The sequence below is a fragment of the Rosistilla carotiformis genome, from assembly GCF_007753095.1.
In the GTDB taxonomy this organism is placed as follows: domain Bacteria; phylum Planctomycetota; class Planctomycetia; order Pirellulales; family Pirellulaceae; genus Rosistilla; species Rosistilla carotiformis.
Window position 1 is genome coordinate 5452916 of record NZ_CP036348.1, and the last position, 23134, is coordinate 5476049.

General features: G+C 57.3%; 18 protein-coding genes and 1 tRNA gene. 7 read left to right on the forward strand and 12 right to left on the reverse strand.

From position 1 onward, the window contains the following. Positions 1-261: 261 nt before the first annotated feature. A complete protein-coding gene (locus tag Poly24_RS19725) occupies positions 262-843 on the reverse strand; it encodes a pyroglutamyl-peptidase I (RefSeq protein WP_145099524.1) in 582 nt (193 codons plus the stop codon). Positions 844-1294: 451 nt separating this feature from the next. Here Poly24_RS19725 and csrA point away from each other — a divergent pair, with 451 nt between their 5' ends. After that, positions 1295-1492, forward strand: coding sequence for a carbon storage regulator CsrA (csrA, locus tag Poly24_RS19730; protein ID WP_145099527.1), 198 nt, complete (start codon positions 1295-1297; stop codon positions 1490-1492). 268 nt (positions 1493-1760) lie between these two features. Next, positions 1761-1833 (forward strand) — tRNA-Glu (locus tag Poly24_RS19735). 344 nt (positions 1834-2177) lie between these two features. Here the strand turns inward: Poly24_RS19735 and Poly24_RS19740 are convergent. From Poly24_RS19740 to arfB, 9 genes are all read right to left on the reverse strand, one after another. Then, positions 2178-2840, reverse strand: a complete 663-nt coding sequence (locus Poly24_RS19740; RefSeq protein ID WP_231753238.1) for a class I SAM-dependent methyltransferase — start codon at positions 2838-2840, stop codon at positions 2178-2180. 29 nt (positions 2841-2869) lie between these two features. Beyond that, complete coding sequence (locus Poly24_RS19745; protein WP_145099533.1) at positions 2870-3790, reverse strand: hypothetical protein; 921 nt, start codon at positions 3788-3790, stop codon at positions 2870-2872. Positions 3791-3877: 87 nt separating this feature from the next. Next, entirely contained in the window at positions 3878-4435 is a 558-nt protein-coding gene (mog, locus tag Poly24_RS19750; RefSeq protein WP_145099536.1) for a molybdopterin adenylyltransferase, read from the reverse strand. Between the two features lie 50 nt (positions 4436-4485). Continuing rightward, complete coding sequence (locus Poly24_RS19755) at positions 4486-4902, reverse strand: secondary thiamine-phosphate synthase enzyme YjbQ (protein WP_145099539.1); 417 nt, start codon at positions 4900-4902, stop codon at positions 4486-4488. Positions 4903-5051: 149 nt separating this feature from the next. Next, positions 5052-6110: a Gfo/Idh/MocA family protein gene (locus tag Poly24_RS19760; RefSeq protein WP_231753239.1), complete on the reverse strand. Its 1059-nt coding sequence runs from the start codon at positions 6108-6110 to the stop codon at positions 5052-5054. Positions 6111-6730: 620 nt separating this feature from the next. Continuing rightward, positions 6731-8599 (reverse strand): caspase family protein, encoded by a 1869-nt coding sequence (locus Poly24_RS19765; RefSeq protein ID WP_197452034.1) that lies wholly within the window; start codon positions 8597-8599, stop codon positions 6731-6733. 93 nt (positions 8600-8692) lie between these two features. After that, on the reverse strand, positions 8693-9874 hold the full coding sequence (locus Poly24_RS19770) for a hypothetical protein (RefSeq protein WP_145099544.1): 1182 nt from the start codon (positions 9872-9874) through the stop codon (positions 8693-8695). A 259-nt stretch (positions 9875-10133) separates the two neighbouring features. After that, positions 10134-11897: a c-type cytochrome domain-containing protein gene (locus Poly24_RS19775; RefSeq protein ID WP_197452035.1), complete on the reverse strand. Its 1764-nt coding sequence runs from the start codon at positions 11895-11897 to the stop codon at positions 10134-10136. A 255-nt stretch (positions 11898-12152) separates the two neighbouring features. Then, positions 12153-12575: an alternative ribosome rescue aminoacyl-tRNA hydrolase ArfB gene (arfB, locus tag Poly24_RS19780; RefSeq protein ID WP_145099551.1), complete on the reverse strand. Its 423-nt coding sequence runs from the start codon at positions 12573-12575 to the stop codon at positions 12153-12155. Between arfB and Poly24_RS19785 the strand changes: the two genes are divergently transcribed. The 4 genes from Poly24_RS19785 (at position 12562) to Poly24_RS19800 (ending at position 18842) form a co-directional block, all read left to right on the forward strand. Further along, on the forward strand, positions 12562-13911 hold the full coding sequence (locus Poly24_RS19785; protein WP_145099554.1) for a PQQ-binding-like beta-propeller repeat protein: 1350 nt from the start codon (positions 12562-12564) through the stop codon (positions 13909-13911). The two genes, arfB and Poly24_RS19785, sit on opposite strands and share 14 nt — an antisense overlap. Before the next feature lie 121 nt (positions 13912-14032). After that, positions 14033-15025, forward strand: coding sequence for a hypothetical protein (locus tag Poly24_RS19790; RefSeq protein ID WP_145099557.1), 993 nt, complete (start codon positions 14033-14035; stop codon positions 15023-15025). Positions 15026-15206: 181 nt separating this feature from the next. Then, the gene (locus Poly24_RS19795; protein WP_231753240.1) at positions 15207-18392 is read left to right on the forward strand and encodes a hypothetical protein; all 3186 of its coding nucleotides are present in this window, start codon (positions 15207-15209) and stop codon (positions 18390-18392) included. A gap of 99 nt (positions 18393-18491) precedes the next feature. Then, the gene (locus Poly24_RS19800) at positions 18492-18842 is read left to right on the forward strand and encodes a rhodanese-like domain-containing protein (protein WP_145099563.1); all 351 of its coding nucleotides are present in this window, start codon (positions 18492-18494) and stop codon (positions 18840-18842) included. 21 nt (positions 18843-18863) lie between these two features. On the opposite strand, the gene Poly24_RS19805 is transcribed toward Poly24_RS19800, so the two are convergent. After that, positions 18864-20555, reverse strand: coding sequence for a DUF1598 domain-containing protein (locus Poly24_RS19805; protein WP_145099566.1), 1692 nt, complete (start codon positions 20553-20555; stop codon positions 18864-18866). Between the two features lie 650 nt (positions 20556-21205). Between Poly24_RS19805 and Poly24_RS19810 the strand changes: the two genes are divergently transcribed. Beyond that, the gene (locus Poly24_RS19810; protein WP_145099569.1) at positions 21206-22090 is read left to right on the forward strand and encodes an ATP-grasp domain-containing protein; all 885 of its coding nucleotides are present in this window, start codon (positions 21206-21208) and stop codon (positions 22088-22090) included. Positions 22091-22288: 198 nt separating this feature from the next. Here Poly24_RS19810 and pyrH read toward each other — a convergent pair whose 3' ends face one another. Next, on the reverse strand, positions 22289-23038 hold the full coding sequence (gene pyrH, locus Poly24_RS19815; RefSeq protein ID WP_145099572.1) for a UMP kinase: 750 nt from the start codon (positions 23036-23038) through the stop codon (positions 22289-22291). Between the last annotated feature and the right edge of the window lie 96 nt (positions 23039-23134).

Below are 23134 nucleotides of genomic sequence, written 5' to 3' on the forward strand. Positions count from 1 at the left end.
GGGATTTGGATCACATCACACGACGCCACCGCAGAGGGTCGCTAGCTTGCGTGTTGACGAAATAAACGAATACCGCTCGCGAGCGATTTTTCGATCCGCACCGACCGTGCAACCTAGCGCGCTGCGGGTGCGAATGGGCGCGCTCCATTGGCGGGCTGCACACATCCTGCAGCCCCCCTCTTAGTAAGGTTGGCGACTTACGAAATCAGCATCGCGCTAGATTCAGACTTCGACTGCGCGCCTCCGTAGACGGGCACTCGTTTATTTACGTTGCAGGAAGTCTTCTAACAGCATGGCAACCCCCGCGGCCATCAACGGAACGCTCATCGACGGCATCGGTTTCTGTCGCGCTGCCACCTGATGGGGCGAGACGGGAAGATGCAAGAAGGTCGATTGCGTACGCAACGCTTCGCGGGCCGCATAATATTGACTCATATACAGCGTTGCGTTGCAGAGATACGTTCCCGCGTGGTAGGAGACCTGCGCAGGGATCCCGCGACCGTGCAGCTTGTCGGTCCAAGCCGTCAGCGGCAACTGCGATTTGTAGGCCGCCGGTCCATCGTCAGCCAACGGACAATGGTTGCTACCCATGTTGACGGCAAATCCTTCCAACCGCATCACGCTGGCCCCGGGGGCCTGCCCGAGATGCAGGATCAAATCGAAATCCTGCTGCATGTCGATCGCCAACCGATGTTTAACCGCTTGGAAATCGACGGGATATCGGCGCGTGACCAGATCATCCCCAGCGTCGAACCAGCGAGTCAGCTCGATCAGCGTCAACCAGCTGCTGTTCTCGCTCCATTCTTCGTAGGGTTCAAACGCGGTTATGAGGACTCTTGGCATCGCGGGCGCTTCGTAATCGATGAGCAATGTGGGATTTGAGAGCGTCGCCACAACAGGCCCTACCTTCTAAAAGGCGGCTGCGTGCTGGGTCGCTGACCGGTCAAATCATAGCCCACCGGCGGTGCCGAGTCGTTTTTTTAATCGCGGATGCCGGGAAATTCGTTGTAACAACAAATGTCGCTTACCAATGAAAAACTTGGGGAAACGCCCTCTTTCGTCGATTATCGTGCCAATTCTTCAAGGAAAATAAAATAAAAGCCGGGTTGACAAACAAACATTCTTGACTTTCCCTAAAGTGGACGTAGAGTACATTGAGTCACAATAGCGGTTTCACGCTCAGAACCTATCTTGGTGAGGCCCGAATTTGAGCAAAGGCATCAAGCCTGCACCCACCGGGGTAGGAATTTTTGATTTGTAGAGGAGAGTGACGCCGGTCACAAAGGAATGCACCATGTTAGTGCTATCACGTAAAAAGAACGAAAGCATCGTAATCAACAATGATATTCGTATCGTTGTCGTCGAAATTCGGGGCGATAAAGTCCGGCTAGGGGTGGAAGCTCCACGCGAAGTGCCGGTTCATCGTCGCGAAGTTTATGATGCGATTCAGCGTAGCCAGCAGGACGATTCTGCGGAATCGATCGACAGCTGATCCATTGGGTCACCATGCGGCATAACGGGGCACCACACAGCCTTAAATGAGGCACGGCTGGTTCGTTTTGCGCCAACGAAATCGTTGCGTCATCGTCTCCCCAAAGTCGCTGCCGTGCTATTTTCGTTGATTGATGCCATTTATTAATCATTGGCTGAAGTCCAGTCGGGAACCGGCCCGATATCAAATTTGTCAGGAGCGGTCGCGAATTTTGTGCCGTGCCCCTTGACGACAACATGCTGTCACTGGTAAACCATTGGCATGTCGCGGCCCCATCGTCTAGCGGCCTAGGACTCCGCCCTTTCACGGCGGCAACACGGGTTCGAACCCCGTTGGGGTCATCTTTTGACTTAAACCCAGCGTTTCTCCGGCTTCCACAGCCAGAAACGCTGGGTTTTTTTTTGTGCCTACGTCGTTCGGCACCACTCGACGCGCCCATGCCTTCTCCGCGAAGGCTGCGTGCCGCGTGCAAAGCGATCCTGCTTGATATCGGTATTTCATTCTTCCGCCCGTCGGTGACTTAACTGTGCGGGTGAATCGAAATGCAAACCCCGTACCATTCTGGGGGTTCGCGTCCAGAAAAGTGGGCCAGCGTCCTTCTGCCAAAACACCTTAGGGGGCTGGCAATCCCCCAGGCACACTTTTCCCGTGAGCGACGTTCTAGAAAGCTAGCCTTCTGCGAGCCCTAGCGACCTTCGCCTACCCCCATGTTGCGCCGGTACAGCGTCGACCGAACCATGCGGGCATGAACATGCCGATCCACCCAGCAATGAAACCCCAGCGAATGCAGGATGGGAGCCGGATCGACCACCTGCCGCGATCGCAATCCGGTCTGCCAGCGAAAGAAGGCGTGCATGACTGCCAACCAGAATCGGGCCCACAGCCGCCTCAGCCCCCCTGCAGGGACCTGGAAGTCGACGACATACCAAAGGGCAGCGGGAGCCAGCCAGGCTGCGACACGGGGAATCAGACGGTCAAGTTCCACCGCGTCGAAGCAGTCGAGGAAAAACGGGGTCACGACAAGCTCAAAACGGCCCGCCGGGAATTCGATCGCTTCGACGTCGGCAACCTGCCACCCAACTGCCATGCCCCGCTCACCGACTCGAGATTTCTGCAGCGACACCATCCGTGGGCTGATGTCGACACTCGTCACCCGAGCCTCCGGGCAGGCGACGAGAAACGCCTCCAGCAAACGTCCGTCGCCGTCGCCTAGGAACAGGACTCGCGGAGCCTGCGCCGACGAACGTGAGCAAAAGTATTCAGCAAGCTCTGGCAACAGACGAACTCTTCCTCTTTGCAGCGTTTTGCCAAACCGCAGCTGTTCCAGCGTTTGGTACCAAGGGGCCAATCTGTCGTATCCCGATCGCCGCCTGTCGTTCACAGCCAATTCGCCAGCAAGAGCACCAGCAGTGGCGAAAGGAGCACGTAGTCGGCGAGGGCACTGCAGCTGGCGGCATCGATCCAGCCTCGTTCACGGTCGATGGTCCAGCCGATTCCCAACAAGCCGGCGGCACCGAGTGTCGTCGCCCCGGCAATCGCCGCCGGAATCAAGCCCCAGCAGCCAAGCGCGGTAGCGAGAATCGCAAGCGTCCCCGAAAACAGCGGCAGCCGCGATGCAAGCCAGGGGAACATCAAGATCGCCGATCCGACCTGCTGCTGGCGGTCGCTGCCGCTTTGGACTTTGGCGACACACAAACAGTTCAGGCTAAACAACGCCGCCATCACGCAAGCGGTCAGGACCAACGACAACGAGAACTCCGTCAAAGCGATTGGCAAACAGACGCCGGCGGCAAAGACGGTTCCGACAACAAATTCTTTAGGAACTCCGCCCCGCAACCAACGGGAACCATGTACCGCCACACAGTAGAGGAGCACGATTCCCATCAGCCCCGCCCCGGCAATCCGCAACTGCCGATCCAGCATCCGCAGCGTAAGGCCGCCATCGAGGGCAAGCATCCCAAACCAGATCGGCCACAGGATTCGCGAATGCCGGTTGGCGAAACGGTGTCGCCAGGGAACGTCGCGGGTGAAATTCAATCGCCGGCAATCCAATAGCCGATCGGCCATGTAGATCAGCCAAACCGTGACACACAAGACAGCCATCGCGGCCAATTGAGATCGATCCATCGCCCGTGAGACGCCATCGGTCGAAGGGGAATTCGAGTAGACGCTTGCCAGCAACCATTGCCACGTTACCGCCACCAAAGGAGCGTCCAAGGAGAGGCAATTGGGGACTTCCAGCGAACGGATCAGCCGACTGTCGGTCGTTTGCGATCCGTCGGCCAGAGCAGTCGCCATCGGTTTTCCTTTATCGTACGGGCGGACCTCATCGGAATCGTAAATTAGCAGGCAACTTGGGCGACGTAAATCCAGCCGCTTCGGCCGCTATTGGGAATCCGACGCCGGCTTGCTCTTGGGACGAAACGCTTGACAGCGGGCGGGATCGGTTTCCAGGCGAGGCCCTTCCAGCAGGTCGATGCAGTAGGGGATTGCTGGAAAGACCGCATCAAGGCACTCAGCGATCGCTTTGGGCTGCCCCGGCAGATTGACGATCAGGCTGCTGCCGCAGATCCCGGCGGTCTGCCGCGAGAGGATCGCCGTGGGGACAAACTGCAGCGAAACCTGCCGCATCTGTTCGCCAAAGCCGGGCATCATCTTGTCGCATACCCGCTCGGTCGCCTCGGGGGTGACATCGCGCAGCGCTGGCCCGGTCCCACCCGTCGTTATGACCAAGCAACATCCTTGTTCGGCCAATTCTTGAAGCGTATCGGCGATCGCATCGATGTCGTCGGGAACCAACCTGAGGACCGCTTGCCATGGACTTTGCAAGACCTCCTGCAAATAGGCGTCGATCGCTGGACCGCCGCGATCTTGGTATTCACCACGACTGGCGCGATCCGATACCGTGACGATACCGATCGACGCGGGCTTGGGGTCAGCCATTTTCGTTTCCCTTTTATTGGACCGCGAAGGGGCTCGCCTTGGCGGCCTGCTTATTCGCCCTGAATCGTCAGCACCAACTGGCGTCGACCGCCATGATTGCGATGCTCACAGAGATAGATCCCCTGCCACGTCCCCAGAGCCAGTTCCCCCGAGGAGATGGGGATCGAGAGGCTGAATCCCATCAACGCTCCTTTGACGTGAGCCGGCATGTCGTCGCTTCCCTCGAGCGTATGGACATAGGGCAACGATTCGGGGACCAGGTGATTGGCAACCATTTCGAAATCGGTCCGCACGTCAGGATCCGCGTTTTCGTTGATTGTGAGGCTGGCACTTGTGTGCTGGATAAAGACATGCAGCAGGCCAACTTGAACCTCGGCAAGTTCGGGCAACGCGGACACGATTTCACGCGTCACCAGATGAAAGCCTCGCGGTTTCGCAGCGAGTGCAATCTGTTTTTGGAACCACACGACAGCGACTTTCTGATTCGATGGGATCGAAGCGACAGACAGTCCAGTACCGGATGACTGGACTGGCCGCAAACACGTTGCGGCCAGCACAGTCTACGAACTTCGGTTCGGTTCCGCACCACGGCTTGAGGCCACCGTGGTCGCAGCCGCTATTTGCTGGCCGCGATTTGCTTTTCGACTTCAGCGATTCGGTCGGCGACCTTCGCTTCGGCGGCTTTCATCACGTCGGCGATCGAAACCGCGGCGCCATCGACCTTCTTCGATTCGTCGGCGGCTGTCATGAAGGCGAACATCTCGATCGTTTCGTTCGGGTCGATGGGAACTTCACCGGTCAAGAAAAACGATGCAACGCGTTGTACCAACGGTTGATAACCGGCGTAGGTGCCCGCGTCGGCGATCGATTTCTCGCCAAAGACGATCCCGCCGTAACCCTTTTTGCCGGCGCGAAGTCCACGGAAGGTGCCAACGCGGCCGCCTTCCCAGACGCCCGTCGCTTCGTCGCTATCGGCTGTCGAAACGCGAGAGACCTGGGTGCATCCGGTTCCCATGATGGTGTACAGGGTTTCGACACCGTGCACGCCGTACCAGAACAGATCGGGGTGGGTCGGTTCCAGCGAGCAGGGGCTCCAGACGGTCGCGCCCAATACAGCGCCAACCTTGGGATCCCCGGTTCGGAAGCGGTAGATATCGGGGCTGAATCGCAGCGACGAACTGCTAAACCACGGCACATCGTACTTCTTCGACAGTTGCTGGATCGCCAGACAATCGACCAGCGACGCAGCCAGCGGCTTGTCGATGAAGACGCGTTTGCCGGCCTTGAAAACGGGCAGGACTTGTTCCAAGTGAGGACGCGCGTCGACGCTTTCCAGCATCACAACGTCCACCTTTTCCAACAGCGCCGGAATCGAATCGACGATCTCGATTCCCATATCTCGCAATTGATTGGTGAAACCTTCAACACGATCGCGGCTCGACGCGATGTCGGGGCTGCCACCGGGGAACGCGGCGACGACACTCATCTTCGCCAAGTCACCGGTCGCTTTGGGATCGTTCATGACTTTGCTGAACGCTGTCACGTGCGACGTGTCCAAACCGATGATGCCGACTTTCAGTGGCTCATCGGCCGATGCGACACTTGCGGAAGATAAAGCTACGGCGACAGCCAACACGGGGAACATGAAACGCTTAGCCAAATAAGAGAACTGCATGGTGGGATACCTTCGAAGGAGAGGGGCGGGCAACGTTGGAATGTTGGGGACCCTGAGTATACTCGCTGCCATCGCGACCGGTTAGGGACAGTCCAAAAATGGAGTCCACCCATATTTTTCAGCCGAGCGGCCTGCGTGGATTCTCTGGCTTCGAGAAACGATTCTGAACGGGATTCCCATACATGGCGCCACATCGTCCAAGCACGTCTAAAAATAGCAGCTCGCCACCGAGGTCACTGAATCCACGGAGACGTTCGCAAAAAAACGGAGCTCCGTGTTCTCGGATCCGTCGGTGGCAACAAGAGAGCCTCCGCCACGGCCCTATCTGTCCGCGACGAGGACCAGAAAAAAAGCGTGCCACGAAGGTCGGGAAACACACCGTGGAAGATCCCCAAACGTCGGAAGGCTCCGTGTGCTCGGAGCCGTCCGTGGCAACAGTGAATTCGCTGCGGATGCAACGCGATGGAAGTGACGTTGGTGGGCAGAGTGTTTCGGAAAGTTAGGGCTGTTGAAGAACAGGGTTGTTTTAAATTGCCACGTGAATCCACCGCGAGGAATCGTAGCCCGCGAGCCCCTGCGTCCCCGCCTGTTGAACAAGCGGGGCATCCTCAATCCTCCAATTACCAGCGGAGCGTTCCATTGGCGATGCCGCGACGAATTTCCGCGGGCGTTTCCCATTTGGGCGTTGCCCAGATGCTTTTCGCACCCGAATTGGAACGCATCCCCCCATTGCCGCTCCCGTGATTGTTATGCCCCCAGTTGTTGTTATTGTTACCGCCCTGCCAACGATTATTGCTCTGTAAGTTCATACCTTGGTTGTTGTTCCAACTTTGGGTATTGCCTTGCAAGTTGTTGTGGTTGCTATTGCTTCGCCAGGCATTGCCTTGCCAGCCGTTGGACTGTGGCTGCATCGGTGTTTGCTGTTGACGAACGACGCTATTGGATGTCACCCCGGAATTGCGAGATGGACTGAATCCGCTTTGCGATTGCGGAATCGCCGAACGATTGTCTTGCCATGACGGCGTCGACGGTGTCTGCACAACATGCGGCTGAGGCTGCGAACTCTGAGGACGAGGCAACGACTCCGATACGGAACCACTTCCGAGCAATCCGCTGGAAGCGGGGTGACGTGGCGTCGCGGAGGTCGCAAGGGATGCAGGTTTGCTGGAATCGTCCGACTTGACGACCGCAGACGCAGGGACCCAGCCCTTGAGCGTTTCATCGCCATTGACCGCTGCGACCCAGAACCAATCCAATGCGTTGTGTTCCATCGATTTGGTAATTAGCAAAACCTGACCTCGGGAAACGTAGCCACTCTTCGAGGTCCCGACTTTCAAATCGGCCGCATCGGTTCGCACGGTAACACGAATCCCATCGAGCCCGGCAGCCAGTTGGTCGATGATCCCATAGTTGAGATCCTTTTTTGTGCCCCGTCCCAAGTAGGCAGCACCACGACTCTTGCGGGCCTTTTGCCGGGAGGCGGGGGACAATGAGTCGCTTTCAAGAATCGCGGTATAAGCCATGATCGCGTTGTCGTATTTCCCTTGACGCAAGTAGACTTCGGCTTGATCGAACAGCGTCTTGTCCTCCAGGCTGATCGACGGTTTCGCAGGAACCGGTGCCGCCGCCATCGGTTCGGGCTTCGCCAACCCCGCAGGAATCACCTCCAGTTCCACTTCGGGCTCCGGACGTGGAACCGAAGCGGTCTCGTCGCCTTCGCTTGGATGTAGATAAAAGTTATCCAACGAAGCTTCCATATTGACCCATGGGCTCTGTCCGGTCTTTTCCTTCACAGCGCGGCTGGCGGTGAAAAATACATCCCGCAGCAACAATCCAGTTCGCGGACGCTGTTTGAGTGCGGCGGTTAGTTCGGTGGTGTAAGGTGAATTGCCTGCGTCGCCATCCGCAGCCGTTTTACCGGGCGAAGTGGCATACGCGATGATCGTTCCTTCGGGAATGTTGTTTTGGGCGGCGAGACCGCGTTGGCCCAAGGAACGGGTCGACCAAGTGCGTTCGAAAGGATTGTTGCGACAGCAATCCAGCACAACAACGTTCATGTTGCTGCGCGATTTGCCCAACGAATCAAGAATCAAACTGAGCGACACCGCTTTGTACTTCACAAAGCTTTGGTCGGGGATTTCCGCGTCGATCGGGATCAAATAGTTTTCTCCATCGACTTGAATCCCGTGTCCCGCGAAGAAGAAAAACGCGAGCCCCCCTTCGTCGACCTGTTGGCAAAATTTCGTGATGGCACGGTCCATGTTGTGATGCGTCAGATCCGTTTCCGTGGTGACCTTAAAACCAAGTTCGCTCAATGCTGCGGACATCGCGTGGGCATCGTTGCTCGGATTGGCAAGCTTGCCGATTTTGTACTCTCCGTTTCCAATCACCATCGCGTGCAGCTTGGTGTTCTCGGCGGCGACGCTAACGCTGGCCAGCGACACCAGTAATAGAAGCGGGATCGCAATTCGAATCTTTGGCGTCATCATGGCACTACTCCGTGGCAAATTTTGAAAGTCGGTGGAAAGGTGATGGATACGGGTTGCTTGGTTTTGTTTTAAGAACATGGTTCCCTCAAGCGGTTAGTCGACCGGAAGATCGGTCGGATGGACCGGACGCACATAGCGAACGCTGACGGCGGCGACCGGTTTGCCAAACGTTGACTTCCCATCGCTATATTTCATCTGAGTTTCATCGCCGATCCCCGTGGCGAATTCACGCGTGGCGTAATACCCGTCGGGGACCTTGGCTTCATAAAAGGTGGCCGTCACCATCCCTACGCCATCAAAGACACCAAACTTGGCCGCCGGAGTGTCGCCATAGTCACTGATCCGAAACTCGTGACTGATGTCGCCGGTGTGGTGCCAACCTTTGATCAGAAACTTGCCGCGTGGCCGCAGCTCCATGATCGTGTCCTTGCCTCGGAAATTGGCGTCCAAGCTCAAGGCAAACGCGTTCAGACCGTCGATCGTCAGCCGACAGCCGACGTTACGTGGCGAGTCGTTGAACAATCGGACCGCGTAGACCTGGTCGGACTGGAGATCGACGGTGGCGATTCCATCGGAATCGCTGACAGACAGACTGCGATAGGTGCCGTCGGCCTGTTTGACAACGATCTCCAAACCGTAGGGGCTATTGTCGGAGGGATTCATCCGCGTCTTACGGCTGGCGTCCAGATGTGTCTGCGGTTTGACGATACTGCTGACCAGTTTCTCCGCCGTCACCGTCGCATCGTCTTCGGGCTGTTCAACGGCCGGAATATCCGATTTGGCGGTGGCCGACTCGGCGGACAGGTCGACACTGCTGGGCCCAAAGAATGCCAAACCTTCGTCGAGCGCGGTGACTACTTTGCGACGTAGCTTCTGCACCGAATTTCCCAACGCATCGCCAATCTCCGCTTCGATCACGATGACAAATTGACCATCGATCTTCTTTCCCATGAAGCGACCGCTGACCGTATAAGCCGCTCCGACATCGACCAGTTCACATTTCGATTTCAGATTCTCACGCAGCGATTGAACGATCCGCGCGCCTGCGCCACTGCTGGAGGGTCCTTGAAACGCTCCGATCGATAACTGCCTTTTAGCGTCGGGTTCGCTCGCAACGTAACGGGCGATTTCGTCGCCCAATTTGATCATCGCCTCGTTGACTGTCGGCGTCACGTCTCCGTCGGCAGCCGAAACGGGATTCCAAATCACAACCGATACTAAACCGATCAAGCTCCAAATTCTGAATGCTTGCGGCGGGCAAGAACTGCTTCTCATCGTTCCGTTGTCCTTGTGAGGTGTATCGTTGTTCGTTCCTGGTGACGCGGGGGGAAGAAACGCAGAGTCGCCCCCCCCCTAATGAATACCGGTTTCAGATCCCCAGTGGACACCATTTGCGGAATTTTTTTGAGAAGCCTTCGCATTTCCAGTCGTCTCACGCCCCCACAAGACGAGTAAAGCCCGCAGTTTAACAACCACGGGCTTTTCGTTGACGCGACCCCGCCGGGGTGGCGACTTGAACAATCTGGACAAACGCTCAGTTGGGGTTCAACCCACTGCCGACGCCCAACGCAACGGCCGTCCGCTGGAAGATCGACGACGGACTCTCCTGTTGCGTGTCCCACATGCGTCGCGGAATCGTGGACTCCGACGCCAGCGGAGCCAGACCGAGGTCCTTGAGTTTCTGGTTGAACTGGATCGTCGGCCCCAGCTCCGTCGCATCCTCAAACCCCAGCTCAGCGGCGACATCGGCAAGCGACATGTCTTGGTCGTACCATTTAGCCACGGTGCTGATCGGTTCAGGAAACTCGGTGATCGCCTTTTCCGAAGCCTCGTGAAGTTGCACGTAAGGGCCGATCGCACGCTTCAGCGACGCTAGAAAGCGGTCGCGGTCGGAATTCAAAATTTCCTGCAATCGGTCCGGACGGGTGAACAACGCATCGACTTTCGTTCGCGCGTCGGACGTCAAACTTTGCGATCCCGACACCATATCGCGATAATCCAAAAGACCATGGCGGTGGCAACCGATGCAGCTGACCGCGTTGACAATCTCCGGCGTACCCGCGATTTCACGCATATCGCGGACGATTTCGATCGGCCCTTTGTCGATCCTTTTTCCGTCGGCGTCGATCAACATGTAACCTTGCATCCCGTTGGGCAAGTCCCAAATGATCTCACCCCCTGCGTGTTCAAAGGCGAATTGATCGTGTGGGTTCCCGGTGAACCGCGGTCCCAACGGAAAGCGGAACAAGACGCCGCGGCCGAACGCTTTGTCGAAGTCGTAGCTGCGATAGTAATACGACGCCACCGAACCTTCGTGCCGGTCGACCAAACGATTTTGATGGCTTACGCCACTGCCGGCAAACCCCGCCCGGATCAGTCGATCTTGCAGAAAGTCCTGCTGCGGATCGACGCCCAACTGAGCTTCTAATGCCTCCACCGTCTCGGGAACATTCAAGAGGGCATGGTAGGTCGCGGTTCGCGAGGCTTTCGTCACGAACCAATCGGCCCGCACGTATGCGATGCCGTCGAACGACAGCGAACCGACCAGCTGTTCGATGTCTTTGGAATACCCTTGCAACTTGTTGTCGTTCCAAGACAGCCCAAACGGATACCCTTGCAACGCGGTTTGCCAATCCGACGCCTTCCAGCCAAAGTCGCGGAGGTCGACGCGAAAGACCGTCCCTTCGGTCGATCGTTCCGCAGGGGCGTCGACCATTGGCGGCTGGACGATCCGGCTGCGGCGGCTGACGCTGTTGAGCAGTTTCACCACCGCGGCCCGATACAGCCGCAGGTCGGCATCGGTGTAGCGTGGGTTATTGCTGATCGCGTGCAGCGAGAGGTACCGTTGATGCAGTCGATTCTCCGGCGGCATCTCCTGCAAATCGTTGCGAATCGCCCGCAACACATCGGCTTCGTCAATGAATTCACGTCCGGTGTACGTCGCAGCCGGAGCCCCCGCGACGATCCACTGACGCAGCACTTCCAATTCCTGCTCGGTGACCTTGTTCTTTACCACTTTGGGAGGCATGTCCTGGTCGACCGCGACGCGCTGCCAAAGCATCGATTCGTCGAGATCCCCGGCAGTCACATAGGCCATCGCATCGGCCGGTTGAGCGACCAATGTGGCATGGTTAAGCACATCGAAACCAGGCACTTCAAACTTCACGCCATGGCACGAGTAACAGCGACTTTTCAAGATCCCGGCCGCACGCACCGCCAAATCGGGATCCGCGGCGTGAACTCCCATCGCCGACAAACTACAGATGAGGCCAAGGGCCAAGGGCAGAGATCGGATCATCGAAAGCATTCTCCAGGCGAAGACTGACCGAGTGTAAACTTGCGAGGAAGCGTCGTAGGGCCGGGGCGCACTCCAGTCGCCGATCGATCGACGTCATAAAGCTTCCGCGTCGCGTGCTATCGCTGACTATCCCGAAAACGTCCCCGCAGCGGACAGGGATTCCAGCGATGGGGAGCAAAGTTTCCCCGCACACGTCTCCCCGCCAAAGCGCGCAAGGTTTGCACGAGTGATGCTAACGAACCGGGCGGGGGGGTATCAGTCCCACTTCCCGCCACGCGACTGTTTTTTCGAACTCTGTTGTCGCTTGGTCTCCAAACGCCGCAATTTCGACCCAAACGTCGGTTTTGTTTCTCGGCGGCGCTTGGGCGGATGTTGGCACTGCAGCAGCAGTTCACGAAGTTTGCTAAGGCAATCTTCAAGGTTCCGCGGTTGTTGGCGGTATTGCTGGCTGGTCAGCGACAACTGTCCCAGCTGGTTGATGCGATTTTGATGTCGCACTTGCACGCGACGCGTCCATTCCGGATCGAGGATGTTGTTGTCGTCGACCTGCCAAGATACAGTAACTTTCGAGTTCACCTTGTTGACATTTTGCCCACCTGGCCCGCTGCTGCGGGCATGCGTCACCGTCAGCTGGTCCGCTGGAATCGTCACCCGAGAGTTGATTATGAGATCTTTCATCGCCTGGACAATCTGTTGGCTCGTTGTATTCGTGTCAACCAGCGGGCCGCTTGCCGCCGCCGATTGGCTTAGTTTTCTTGGCCCCACGGCCAATGGGAAATCGACCGAGACCGGCATCTTAACCGATTGGAGCGACGGCAAACTGAAGCTGATGTGGACTCTCGATCTCGATACCAGCTATGGCATCGGAGCGGTCGATCAGGGACGTTATTTCCAATTCGATCGCGTCGGCGACGTCGAGCGTTTGATTTGCTTGGACGCCCAAACCGGTCGCGAAATTTGGCACGCCGATCAACCGGTCGCCTACCGCGATATGTATGGATACAACAACGGGCCGCGAAGTTCGCCTGTGATCGCGGGAAGTCGTGTTTTCACTTACGGAGTCGCCGGACGACTCAGCTGCTTCGACAAGACCAACGGCAAGCTGTTGTGGACGCAATCACTGAACGAAGAGTTTGGTGTGATCCAAAACTTCTTTGGCGTCTCCTGTTGCCCGGTGATCTACAAAGACATGGTGATCGTGATGGTTGGCGGCAGCCCGGCCGCCGATCAACGCTTGCCGTTGGGGAGCCTGGATCGCGTCAGCGGCAACAATTCCGGAATCGTTGCGTTCCGCCAATCCGATGGCAAACTGGTCTATCAGCTGTCCGACGAACTGGCCAGCTACAGCACTCCGGTGATCGCCAACGTCGATGGCCAAGATGTGGGACTTGCCTTCATGCGCGGCGGCCTGCTGGCCTTTGATCCCACCAAGGGCAAGGAACTGTGGCACTTCCCGTGGCGTGCGCCGCGATTGGAGAGCGTCAACGCGGCGCTACCCATCGTTCGCGACAACGAAGTGCTGATTTCGGAATGCTACGACATCGGCAGTGCACTGCTGGAGTTCACCGTAAACGATTATCAATTATTGCGACAAGATCCCGCGTCGCGCCGCAACCAATCGATGCGAGCCCACTGGGCGACGCCGATCCAACACGAAGGCTATCTGTTTGGCTGCAGCGGACGCAACGAACCCGATAGCGATCTGCGTTGCATCCGTTGGTCCGACGGTGAAGTGATGTGGGTTAAACCGAACCGGATCCGCACCAGCCTGCTGTGGATCGACGATCATTTTGTCGTCCTGGACGAACGCGGACATATGGAATTGATCAAGGACAGCAGCGATGCGTATCAACCGGTCACCGAGATCGATCTCTCCGAAGCGCTCGGCGACACCGAGGGGCCGTTTTTAAGGTCCCCCTGTTGGGCCGCCCCCATCGTTGCCAACGGATTGCTGTACGTTCGCGGAGCCAACCGCGTCGCCTGTTTCCAGCTGATCCCACCGGATGGGACATAGCGGGCACTCGCTAGCATTGTCGAACCGCCATAGATTCCATCTTGCCTGGTCATCGCCTGATTTCGTAATCTGCCCAATGGACTCGTTCGGGGGAGCGATTTTTGCGGAAAGGTGATGGAGCGTGCAACGATATCTCTTGCTGATGGCAGCCTGCGTTTGCTGCCACGCTGCGCGCGCCCAGCAATTTGAGATGCCTCCCTCGTTGGTCGAACCGCCCCCCTCGCTGCGTTTCGACCCGATCGCTGCAGACCAATCCCCCTCCGAACCGTTGCGTTTGGATCTCGCCGGCGCAATGTCGATCGCCACTTCCGAACCAGCCACGCCCAACGTGATCTCCGCCGCCCAACGGATCCCTTCGTACCTGCACTCTTCGCCGTCGGGCGTCGATCATCGGATCGTTCGCTACGACGTGCCGCTGAGCGAAGACACGGCCCACAGTCTGTTTCGAGCCAATGGCATCCAAGGCAAACTGATGGATATTCCCTCCGAAGATCCAGCCCAAAAAACGATTCGGGTCGTCCGTTACGAAGTTCCCGACGACGAGATTTTGCTGCACAGCGAGATCACCCAAAAGGGAGTGCACGGCGATCTTATCGAGGTCCACGACGACCAATCGTGGCGACCGCAGGTCCGTTTTTTGCAGCCCAAGGCCCGCGTCTTCTTCGATCTGAAACGGGACAACGATTCCGAATTCGATCTGTTTCGCAACGGTTCGATCCTGGCATCGTTGGACGTTTTGGAGATCTATAAACCGCTGAAGCTTGTCACCGACTTCTTCGCCGATGAGCACAGCAAAAAAGTGTCGCTGCACGATCTCGGCTGGCGATTTGGCGCCACGCTGGGGCTTGGGATCACAACGGCGCTATCAAATGGTGGCACCGACGGCGGGGGCGCTCCCATCGGTGTCGGCTCGATCGGCTTCCGGTACGAGTTTCCGATCGGCCCCGAACCTCCCGCGGTCCTCGATCAAAACGGCCGCCCCATCCGCTTGGATCAACGCACACGTGTCGGTTTCGAAGCCGGGCTGCAAGCGGGAACATCGACCGACGAAACGATCGCCGATCGCTTCGATGTCGGCCTCTATATTGGCATGATGGTCAACACACCGTGGTAGCCGCCGATCGTCATCACACTTCTCGATCGCGACCGGACAGACATCGACATGTTAGGCAACAGGCTACGGTCGTCCGCTGCACTGGGCACCCTAAACCTCCGGCAGGCTGCCAGCATTATTAGCTTTGATCGTTTTTATCGTTTCAGTTAAGAGCATTGGGGCAACCCGCCGAATCCACATCATGTATGCATTTGGATTAGCGGCCGCTAGCAATGCAATTCAGTGGGCGAAGTCATTTACTTTGTCTCATGTCCTTGGTTCGGAGTTCGGTTTCATGATCACTGCCTATTTCGCAGTCCTGTTTGTCGGAATCATCGTTGGTTATTTGCTATCGAACCGCAATGGATCGGACGAATCCGAAGAACTGACCACGCTGGACCGCGAATTCCGCACGCTGCAGGCCACTGCGCGGCAACACGAAGACCAAAACGAACTGCTCGCGACGCAGCTGAAAGCCGCCGAAGCGGAATTGGTCGCCGCCAAGGGAATCACCGACAACCTGGTCAGTGCGAATCAGGAATTTGATCTGGAGCACGAACGGCTCAACCAACAACTGCACGAACTGCAAGTCAAACTGCAACAAAGTTCCGCGCACAGCACCAAACAGACACGCGAGATCCAAGAACTGCGCGTCTTGTTGGATCAGAACGCATCGGCTCAAAAGCAAGCCAAACAATTGAAACTGCAGCTCGACGGCGTCACGCGCGAACTCGAAGCTCGATCCTGCAATGCCGACGACGCGATCGGCAAACTGGTCTCGCAGTGCGAAGATTTGGACCGTGAGAAGCAGCTGAAAACCGATCTGGTCGCCAAATTGGAAGCGGATCTCGACGAGATCGAAAAGCATGTTGAAGAATTGCAAAGCGATTACGATCAGACGAGCGCTCAGCTGGGCGAACAGCAAAGTCGCAACGAATCGTTGGTGATTGCCAACCGCCAGATCCCGCGACTAAGCGAAGCCCGCGACCAAGCCGTCAGCAAGATCGCTCAATTGGAAAAGGTCGTCCAAACTCAGCAACAACAGCTGACCGAAGCGACCAACGCCTGCGACCAAATGCAGAAACAACTGCGGACACGCGCGGAAGAGAAACAAGCGTTAAGTTTCGAGATCGACCAACGCGGCCAACGGATCACCGAACTCGAAGCACTCGCCACCCAATTAGGCCCGCTGCAACAGAAGCACGATGCGGTGGCCGCCAACCTGGCTTCAACCAGCGACGAATTGGCCAGCTTGCGTTCGGAATTCAACGCGCAAGCCGATCAGATCGCGGACGTTCAGAAGCAACTGAAAAACGCCCATGCCGATTTGCAAGCCGAACGTGCGGAGAAGGCGGATCTGCAATCTCAAGCCAATGAACTGCGGGAAGAACTGAAATCGGGCAGCCTGGTCGCCCAGGATCGCGATCGCGTTCAAACCGAATTGGCCGCGGCGCTTGCGAAGATGGAATCGCTGACCGAACAAAAGGCTGCGATGGCCGAACAATTGGCGCGAAACGAATTGCAATTGCAGGCGGCCCAGAAACAGCAAACCGAATTCGATCGCGAGCGGAAACAATTGCAGGCCGGGATCGCCGAACGGGGCAAGATCGCTTCAGAGCTACGCGATCGAATCGCCGAACTGACGCAAAACGTTTCCGACCGCAACCGCATCCAAACGGAACTCGCCGGCACGCAAACCAAACTACAGACCGAACAACAGCAATCGGCCGAATTGCGGGACGCGATCGCCCAGCGCGAAGCCGACAACGCCGAACTACGCTCCAAGCTTGAATCGACCTTGGCGTCGCTGAACCATACCCAACAACAGCAAACTGCGGTTGCCGCCACGTTGGCAAGCGTCCAAGCCGACAAGGACAAACTGAACCAACAGATCGGTGAACTGAAACCAGCCAACGCTCAGCTGCGTCAAACGATTGCCGACTTCCAAGCCAAGCTTGCCAAGGCAGATTCCGAATCGCAGAAGCAGTTGGCCGAACAAGCGAAACAAATCAGGGCGCAGGTCGACAAGAATCAGTCCTTGTCCGCGACGCTGACGCAAAAACAGCAAGAGATTGCCGGGCTGACGACGCAATTGGACGAACTGGCAGATGTTCGAACCGCGATGGACGACCTGCAGAAAACGCGTGTCGAACTGGAAACCGCAACACGAGAATTGGGCAACGAGCGTTTGGAGAATCGCAAGATGTCCGATGCGTTGCAACAATTCAAAACGCAAAACGTCCGTCTCAGCGAAGAACTGGAATCGCTTGGGCAACTGAAACAAGAACTGGTTGCCACATCGGCTGAATTGCACAAACAAACGCAGACCTGTGCCGAACTGCGGCGTTCGCTCGACGCACGGCAACAGAAAAACGACGCGTTGACCAGCGAACTGGAAGTCTTGGGACAGATCAAGCAAGACTTGGACAAATCGCAAAACGAGATCCGCACCCAACGTGCGACGATCGATCGCTTGACCGATACAGTGACCCAGCACCAAACGCACAACGAAGCGCTGCAAGCCGAACTCAAGCAGATCAAACCGCTGCAGAAGGACTTGGCCAAGACGCAAGCTCAGTTGGCGACCGCGCAGGCGGAACTGATGGAAGAACGCGACGACAATGAAACCCTCGAACAAGTCGTCGCAAAGCAAAAACAAGAGCGCAGCGAATTGGTTGCCGAACTGGAAGTCCTGCAGCGGCTGAAACAGAAATTGGAAGATGTCTCCAGCAAGCTGGATGCGGAAGTCACTCAAAATGACAAGCTACGCAAGGCGAGCACGGCCCTGTTGGCCGAGAACGAAACGCTGCACGAACGTTGCGACGACCTCGATTTGATTCAAAGCCGACTGGAAGCGATGCAGGCGGAATTCAGTGTCAAATCGGATCAATTGGAACAGGCCGAAGCCCAACGCGACCGAGCGATTGATGCCAGCCACGCGCTGCGTGATCAACATGCGACATTGCAACGCGATGTCGACAAACAAGCCAAGCTGATCGAGCAACTGCAACGCGACCAAGCGCACGCTCAGAAAGAATTGGCGAAAGCATCGCAAGAACAGGCCAAGACAATCGATCAACTGGAAAGCCAGGTGCAATTGACCAACCGCTTGAAGGCAGACGTCGGCCTGCGTGAGGAACTGGAATTACAGTTACAAGACCTGCGTGCCCAATTGCACGAAGCGAAGACTCATCTGAAACGGATCAGCGGCGAATACGACGCCAGTTTGGACGCCAACGCGAAGGCGCAAGAACAGGTCCGCGAATTGGAAAATCGGCTGCATACAAGCACCGCGCAAATCCGCGAAATGCGTCGTGAGATCGGGCAAATGTCCGACGTCGCTTCGAAACCCGATGTGGTTCCGTTCAAGAAAGAAGACGCCGCTTGATCTGCCTGGGGCGGGTATGCGATCATGGTCGCCGCAATCCTCCGGCGACCTTCGGTTGCCACCATTCGATCGTCCCGCTAACCACCTTGGTCTCTTCCCATGCAGACTCCCGAAAACGATGCCCTTCCGCTGGAAGTCGACGTCACCACCGTCAAATCGATGCTCGATCAGAACCAGGACTTCGTTCTGGTCGATTGCCGTGAAGCGAATGAATACGAGATCGCCAAGATCGATGGTTCGGTTTTGATTCCGTTGAGCGAACTGGCGCAGAAGGCTAACGAACTGGAACCACTCCGCGAACGCCACGTCGTCGTCCATTGCCACCACGGCGGACGCAGCATGCGGCTCACCCAGATGATGCTTGCCAACGGGTTTCCACGCGTCCAAAACATGGCCGGGGGAATCGATCAATGGTCCCAACAGATCGATGCTGCGGTACCGCGGTACTAGCGGTTCGCATCGATCGACGGTTCAGTCCCACCACCAATGGTCTTGCCGCGCGGGCCGCTTCGCTTGCCCCGCTGCGACGTTCGACAACGCCGCGTAAACAATCGGTTCGTTGGTCAGCGGCCTGCTCGGTTCCAAGAGGACTCCTCCGCTGGCAACGACCACCGAATGAATGGTCTTCCCTTTACGGAAGCGGCGATGGACGATAAGCGATTCGGTCTGCCGCGCCGGTTGGGCATTCGGCTCCACCCATTGATCGGGGCGTGCTAGAAGTCCTGTCGAAGCGATCCGTTGTTCGGCTGGCATCTGATTGTGAAGCAATTGCGCGATCGCGGTCAGATCGTACAGGCCACGCAGGCGATCGTGCAGCGGATACTGCCGCGCGATGTCGACGAAATGTCGATTGAAAGTCTCCGCAAATTGCTGAGCTCGCGGGTCGGCAGCCACGGCAAACCGTTCCCCTTGCGCGTCGGATGCCTGTTGTTCGGTAATCAATCGCAGCGGCAGGCCCGACAATTCAAACGACTGCTTTTGCGAATCGCAGCGGACGTCCAGCTGTTGCGGCGCGAACCACATCCGCAAGAAGCTTCCCGTCAACGGACCTTGATCGAGTGTCGCTTCGACGATCTCCATGTAATTCGCAACGCCGCGGGGCATTGGTTCGGTTCCCAACGCAAGCATCTTCATGTGCCGATCGGCTTGGATCATCAGCATCGCCATCGGCGTGTCATCCGCGGTTCCGAAGACGCGAATGTCTTGTAGCCCCAGAGCTTCCTTCAGCTTGGGGCTCGCCGCCGCCGCGGCGAGGTTACCCGATTGAATATCGGCGGCAACCTGTTGTGAACGGACGATGCCTTCGGGCGTTGGTTCGATCGTGCATCCAAACGGCTGGCGCTGCTCCACGGCAGCCAATGCCATCCCCAACAAATCGATCCGCAGCGCTGCTCGCCCCGTTTCGATGTCGATAGGTTGTTGGTCGGCATCCAGGCGAATCCCGCCGACCGGCCCGGCCAGGATCACGTCGTCTCCCGATTCGCTCAGGAAGACGTACTGAATCGTACTCAGTCCCGCCAAGTTGCGGATCGCCGAATCGAGCGAGCAACCGCTGAGCAGCTGTCGCGCGAGTTCGTGCTGCAACCGATTCAGCGAGACTTTGCGGAGCGGCGATTTTTCCATCCAGTCGCGTTGGAGCGACACCGATTGTCGCAAACTCTGCGATCGTAACAGCGTCAATTGGTCGGCGTCTGCTGTCGCGACGACGTCGCGGATCAAGCCGTTGGGATCGACCCACACACCCGCTGGATAGGGACTCATCGTGCTCGGGCCGCCCAACGCTTCCCACGTGTCGGGAACGACGGTGGTTTGGATCAGCTCCATCAACGAATCGAAGTCGGCAATCGCGCCTCCGCCAGCCATTCCAGCGGCGGGCATTCCCATCGGAGCGGCCGAACCGCTGAGACCGTTGGTCCCCAGCAGGCTGCTAGCCGCGGCGGTTGGGCTCCCCGTGGCAGCTTGTCCGTCGGCAACTTGCGCTAACAGCTCAGCTCGATTCTCTACCGGCAGCGACAGCGCGATCTGCTTGGCCGCCGCAAACTCACCAGCGGCCAGATGCCGCCGGGCGCGATCGGTCGGCCGCTGGGCGGCCCCCGGATTGGCCAGTGGAAACAGGCAAGCGATAGCTGCCAGCAGCAAAGCTGCGTGTCGGCGTCGTGACATGACCAAACCTAGCGATCGAGAAGAGAAGCGGTCCGTTGGGGGCTTGTCGCCAACCGAACCGGCGACCACGGTGCGATCTATCGTGACGCTATCGGAGACGTAAGTCAAGCTTTCTTATGGTTACGAACAGGCTCAATCGCGTTGGCCGACTGCGACACGAGGCACAAGCGAGGGCTTTTGCCCCCAGCAGGTGAGATCACGTCACCCCAGCGGTTGCAGTCATAGGCTCGCTGCCCACAGTCAACAAAGATCGCCCTCAGGGAGTCCAGAAACCGGCGGTGTGATTGGTTCAAAATCAGATTTTGGATGTCCCTATGGGAGTGAAGTTGGAACACGTGTCAACAAAGGAGGGACGCGCATTTGGTTGCTTCCAGGTGAGCAGGTAGCGAGGTTCAATGGAGGCAGCGTTGTCGCACACGACGTGAGATAGCATGAAACCAACGCGTCACCACGGAATCGATGAGATACTTTCGAGCCATCGTCATTGGACAAGCACTCCGCGAGTTGCCTCCCATAAAAGTAATTGTAAAGTGTTGGGAACCGTCGACACGCCTTTCCGGCATCTGACGGGAACAGCCTATCCTGAACCGTCCAATTCTTAAACGGCTGGATATCTTTCTCAAGCACCCTCTCACCAACCGAACAGCAAAATGCCACGTTGTGCCTTTCTGACGATTGCCAACCAAGACGGCTGGAAGATCGACGACCATCTGGTCCATGAACCTTTGCGACAACTGGGGTGGGATGTTGTCGATTTGGCCTGGGATGGCGATGTCGATTGGAACGCGCTGGATGTCGTGGTGATTCGCAGCACGTGGGATTATCAATACGCGATGGATCGGTTCCTGGACGTTCTCAAGGACATCGACGAATCCCGTGCGACGCTGTGCAATTCCCTGGCGACCGTTCGGTGGAATGCGGACAAGAGCTACCTGTTTGATCTGCAACGCCGCGGGATCGAAACCGTTCCAACATTGCACGTTCTATCTCCGACACCTGCTGACATCCGGAGAGCGCTAGTGCACTTTGACGCACCACAGATCGTGATCAAGCCGACCGTCGGCGCGGGTTCGGTCGATACCTTCCGCATCACGAAGGCAACCGCGCAGGAGGATCTCGTAAGCCACTGTCAAACGCTTGCGAGAAGATCTTGTTTTATCCAGCCGTTTATGGATGGGATCACTGCGGAAGGGGAGTTCTCGCTGATCTACATCGATGGGCAATTGAGCCACACGATTTTGAAGACGGTCCGCGACGGCGACTTCCGCGTTCAGTCCCAGCACGGCGGCGGAGTGACATTCATCCCAGAACCGGAAGCGACACTGGTTGTTGCCGCTGACCGAGTGATCGCGGCACTGGATGATGTTCCGTTATACGCTCGCGTCGACCTCGTTCGCACACAACAAGAGTCGTTTGCATTGATGGAACTTGAGCTCATCGAACCACGACTCTATTTCGAATTCGCCGAACACTCGCCAAAATTATTTGCCAACGCGATCGTCCGCTACGGCGAACAAAATTCAGGCGGCGATTAAGGCACAGCCTGTGGGCAGAAGTTCGGAGCATGCTGCGAGCCAGCGCTACGCCACAGAGCGAGATCGTTACTCATTTTGCGATCCACGGATGGAATGCGCGATCACGCTGGCACACTCAAGCCGGACTCATGTTAGCCAGGGAAGAATGCCAGGTGCGGGAATTCGCTGGCGGCCCAACACGAACCGCACTCCGGTTAATCACCCTACCGATTCTTCGATCCGGGTGCCGATGTTTTCGCCGGAAACAGCGCGGACGATGTTGCCGTCTTTCTTGAAATTGAAGACGAGGATCGGCAGCGAATGCTCGCGGCACATCGCAATCGCGGTGGCATCCATCACGCGAAGGTTCCGTTCGATCACCTCTTTGAAGGTCAATCGGTCATAGAGCAGCGCGTGCGGGTTCTTCTCGGGATCTTCGCTGTAGACGCCATCAACGCGGGTCGCTTTGAGCACCACGTCGGCTTCCAGTTCCAGCGCTCGTTGCGCTGCCGCGGTATCGGTGGTCACAAAGGGGCGTCCGATTCCAGCGGCCAGAATGACCACGCGTCCTTTCTCCAGATGCCGGATCGCGCGGCGACGGACGAAGGTTTCGCAAACGCCGTCCATGCGGATCGAAGACATCACGCGAGTCGGACAGCCGATCTGTTCGAGCGCGTCTTGCAGCGACAGCGAATTCATCACCGTTGCCAACATCCCCATGTAGTGGGCTGTCGCCTCGTTGATCAAACTGCTGCGACCGGAGAACTGCGCCCCTCGCAGGATATTGCCGCCTCCAATCACCACGGCAACTTGGCAACCGCTTTGCGTGGCTTGTTTGATTTGCGCCGAGATGTCCCCGACTTCATCCATGCTGATGCCGCGTTCACCCGAATGGGCCAGGCTTTCGCCACTGAGTTTAAGGACGACGCGTTTGTATCGCAGGGCGGGGCTAGCAGATTCGATGGTCATGATGTTTCCGGTAGGTTTCCCAACAAGGGTATTCAGGGACGGGGCACTTGAGCCCAAAAAAATCCCGGTCTGACAGCGGAGTCAAACCGGGATTTC

What these genes read in the sequence shown, in the direction of transcription:
- Poly24_RS19725 (WP_145099524.1), bottom strand. Translation starts at nt 843, where the DNA reads ATGCCAAGAGTCCTCATAACCGCGTTTGAACCCTACGAAGAATGGAGC.
- csrA (WP_145099527.1), top strand. Translation starts at nt 1,295, where the DNA reads ATGTTAGTGCTATCACGTAAAAAGAACGAAAGCATCGTAATCAACAAT.
- Poly24_RS19745 (WP_145099533.1), bottom strand. Translation starts at nt 3,790, where the DNA reads ATGGCGACTGCTCTGGCCGACGGATCGCAAACGACCGACAGTCGGCTG.
- mog (WP_145099536.1), bottom strand. Translation starts at nt 4,435, where the DNA reads ATGGCTGACCCCAAGCCCGCGTCGATCGGTATCGTCACGGTATCGGAT.
- Poly24_RS19760 (WP_231753239.1), bottom strand. Translation starts at nt 6,110, where the DNA reads ATGCAGTTCTCTTATTTGGCTAAGCGTTTCATGTTCCCCGTGTTGGCT.
- Poly24_RS19765 (WP_197452034.1), bottom strand. Translation starts at nt 8,599, where the DNA reads ATGATGACGCCAAAGATTCGAATTGCGATCCCGCTTCTATTACTGGTG.
- Poly24_RS19770 (WP_145099544.1), bottom strand. Translation starts at nt 9,874, where the DNA reads ATGAGAAGCAGTTCTTGCCCGCCGCAAGCATTCAGAATTTGGAGCTTG.
- Poly24_RS19775 (WP_197452035.1), bottom strand. Translation starts at nt 11,897, where the DNA reads ATGATCCGATCTCTGCCCTTGGCCCTTGGCCTCATCTGTAGTTTGTCG.
- Poly24_RS19785 (WP_145099554.1), top strand. Translation starts at nt 12,562, where the DNA reads ATGAGATCTTTCATCGCCTGGACAATCTGTTGGCTCGTTGTATTCGTG.
- arfB (WP_145099551.1), bottom strand. Translation starts at nt 12,575, where the DNA reads ATGAAAGATCTCATAATCAACTCTCGGGTGACGATTCCAGCGGACCAG.
- Poly24_RS19795 (WP_231753240.1), top strand. Translation starts at nt 15,207, where the DNA reads ATGTATGCATTTGGATTAGCGGCCGCTAGCAATGCAATTCAGTGGGCG.
- Poly24_RS19800 (WP_145099563.1), top strand. Translation starts at nt 18,492, where the DNA reads ATGCAGACTCCCGAAAACGATGCCCTTCCGCTGGAAGTCGACGTCACC.
- Poly24_RS19805 (WP_145099566.1), bottom strand. Translation starts at nt 20,555, where the DNA reads ATGTCACGACGCCGACACGCAGCTTTGCTGCTGGCAGCTATCGCTTGC.
- Poly24_RS19810 (WP_145099569.1), top strand. Translation starts at nt 21,206, where the DNA reads ATGCCACGTTGTGCCTTTCTGACGATTGCCAACCAAGACGGCTGGAAG.
- pyrH (WP_145099572.1), bottom strand. Translation starts at nt 23,038, where the DNA reads ATGACCATCGAATCTGCTAGCCCCGCCCTGCGATACAAACGCGTCGTC.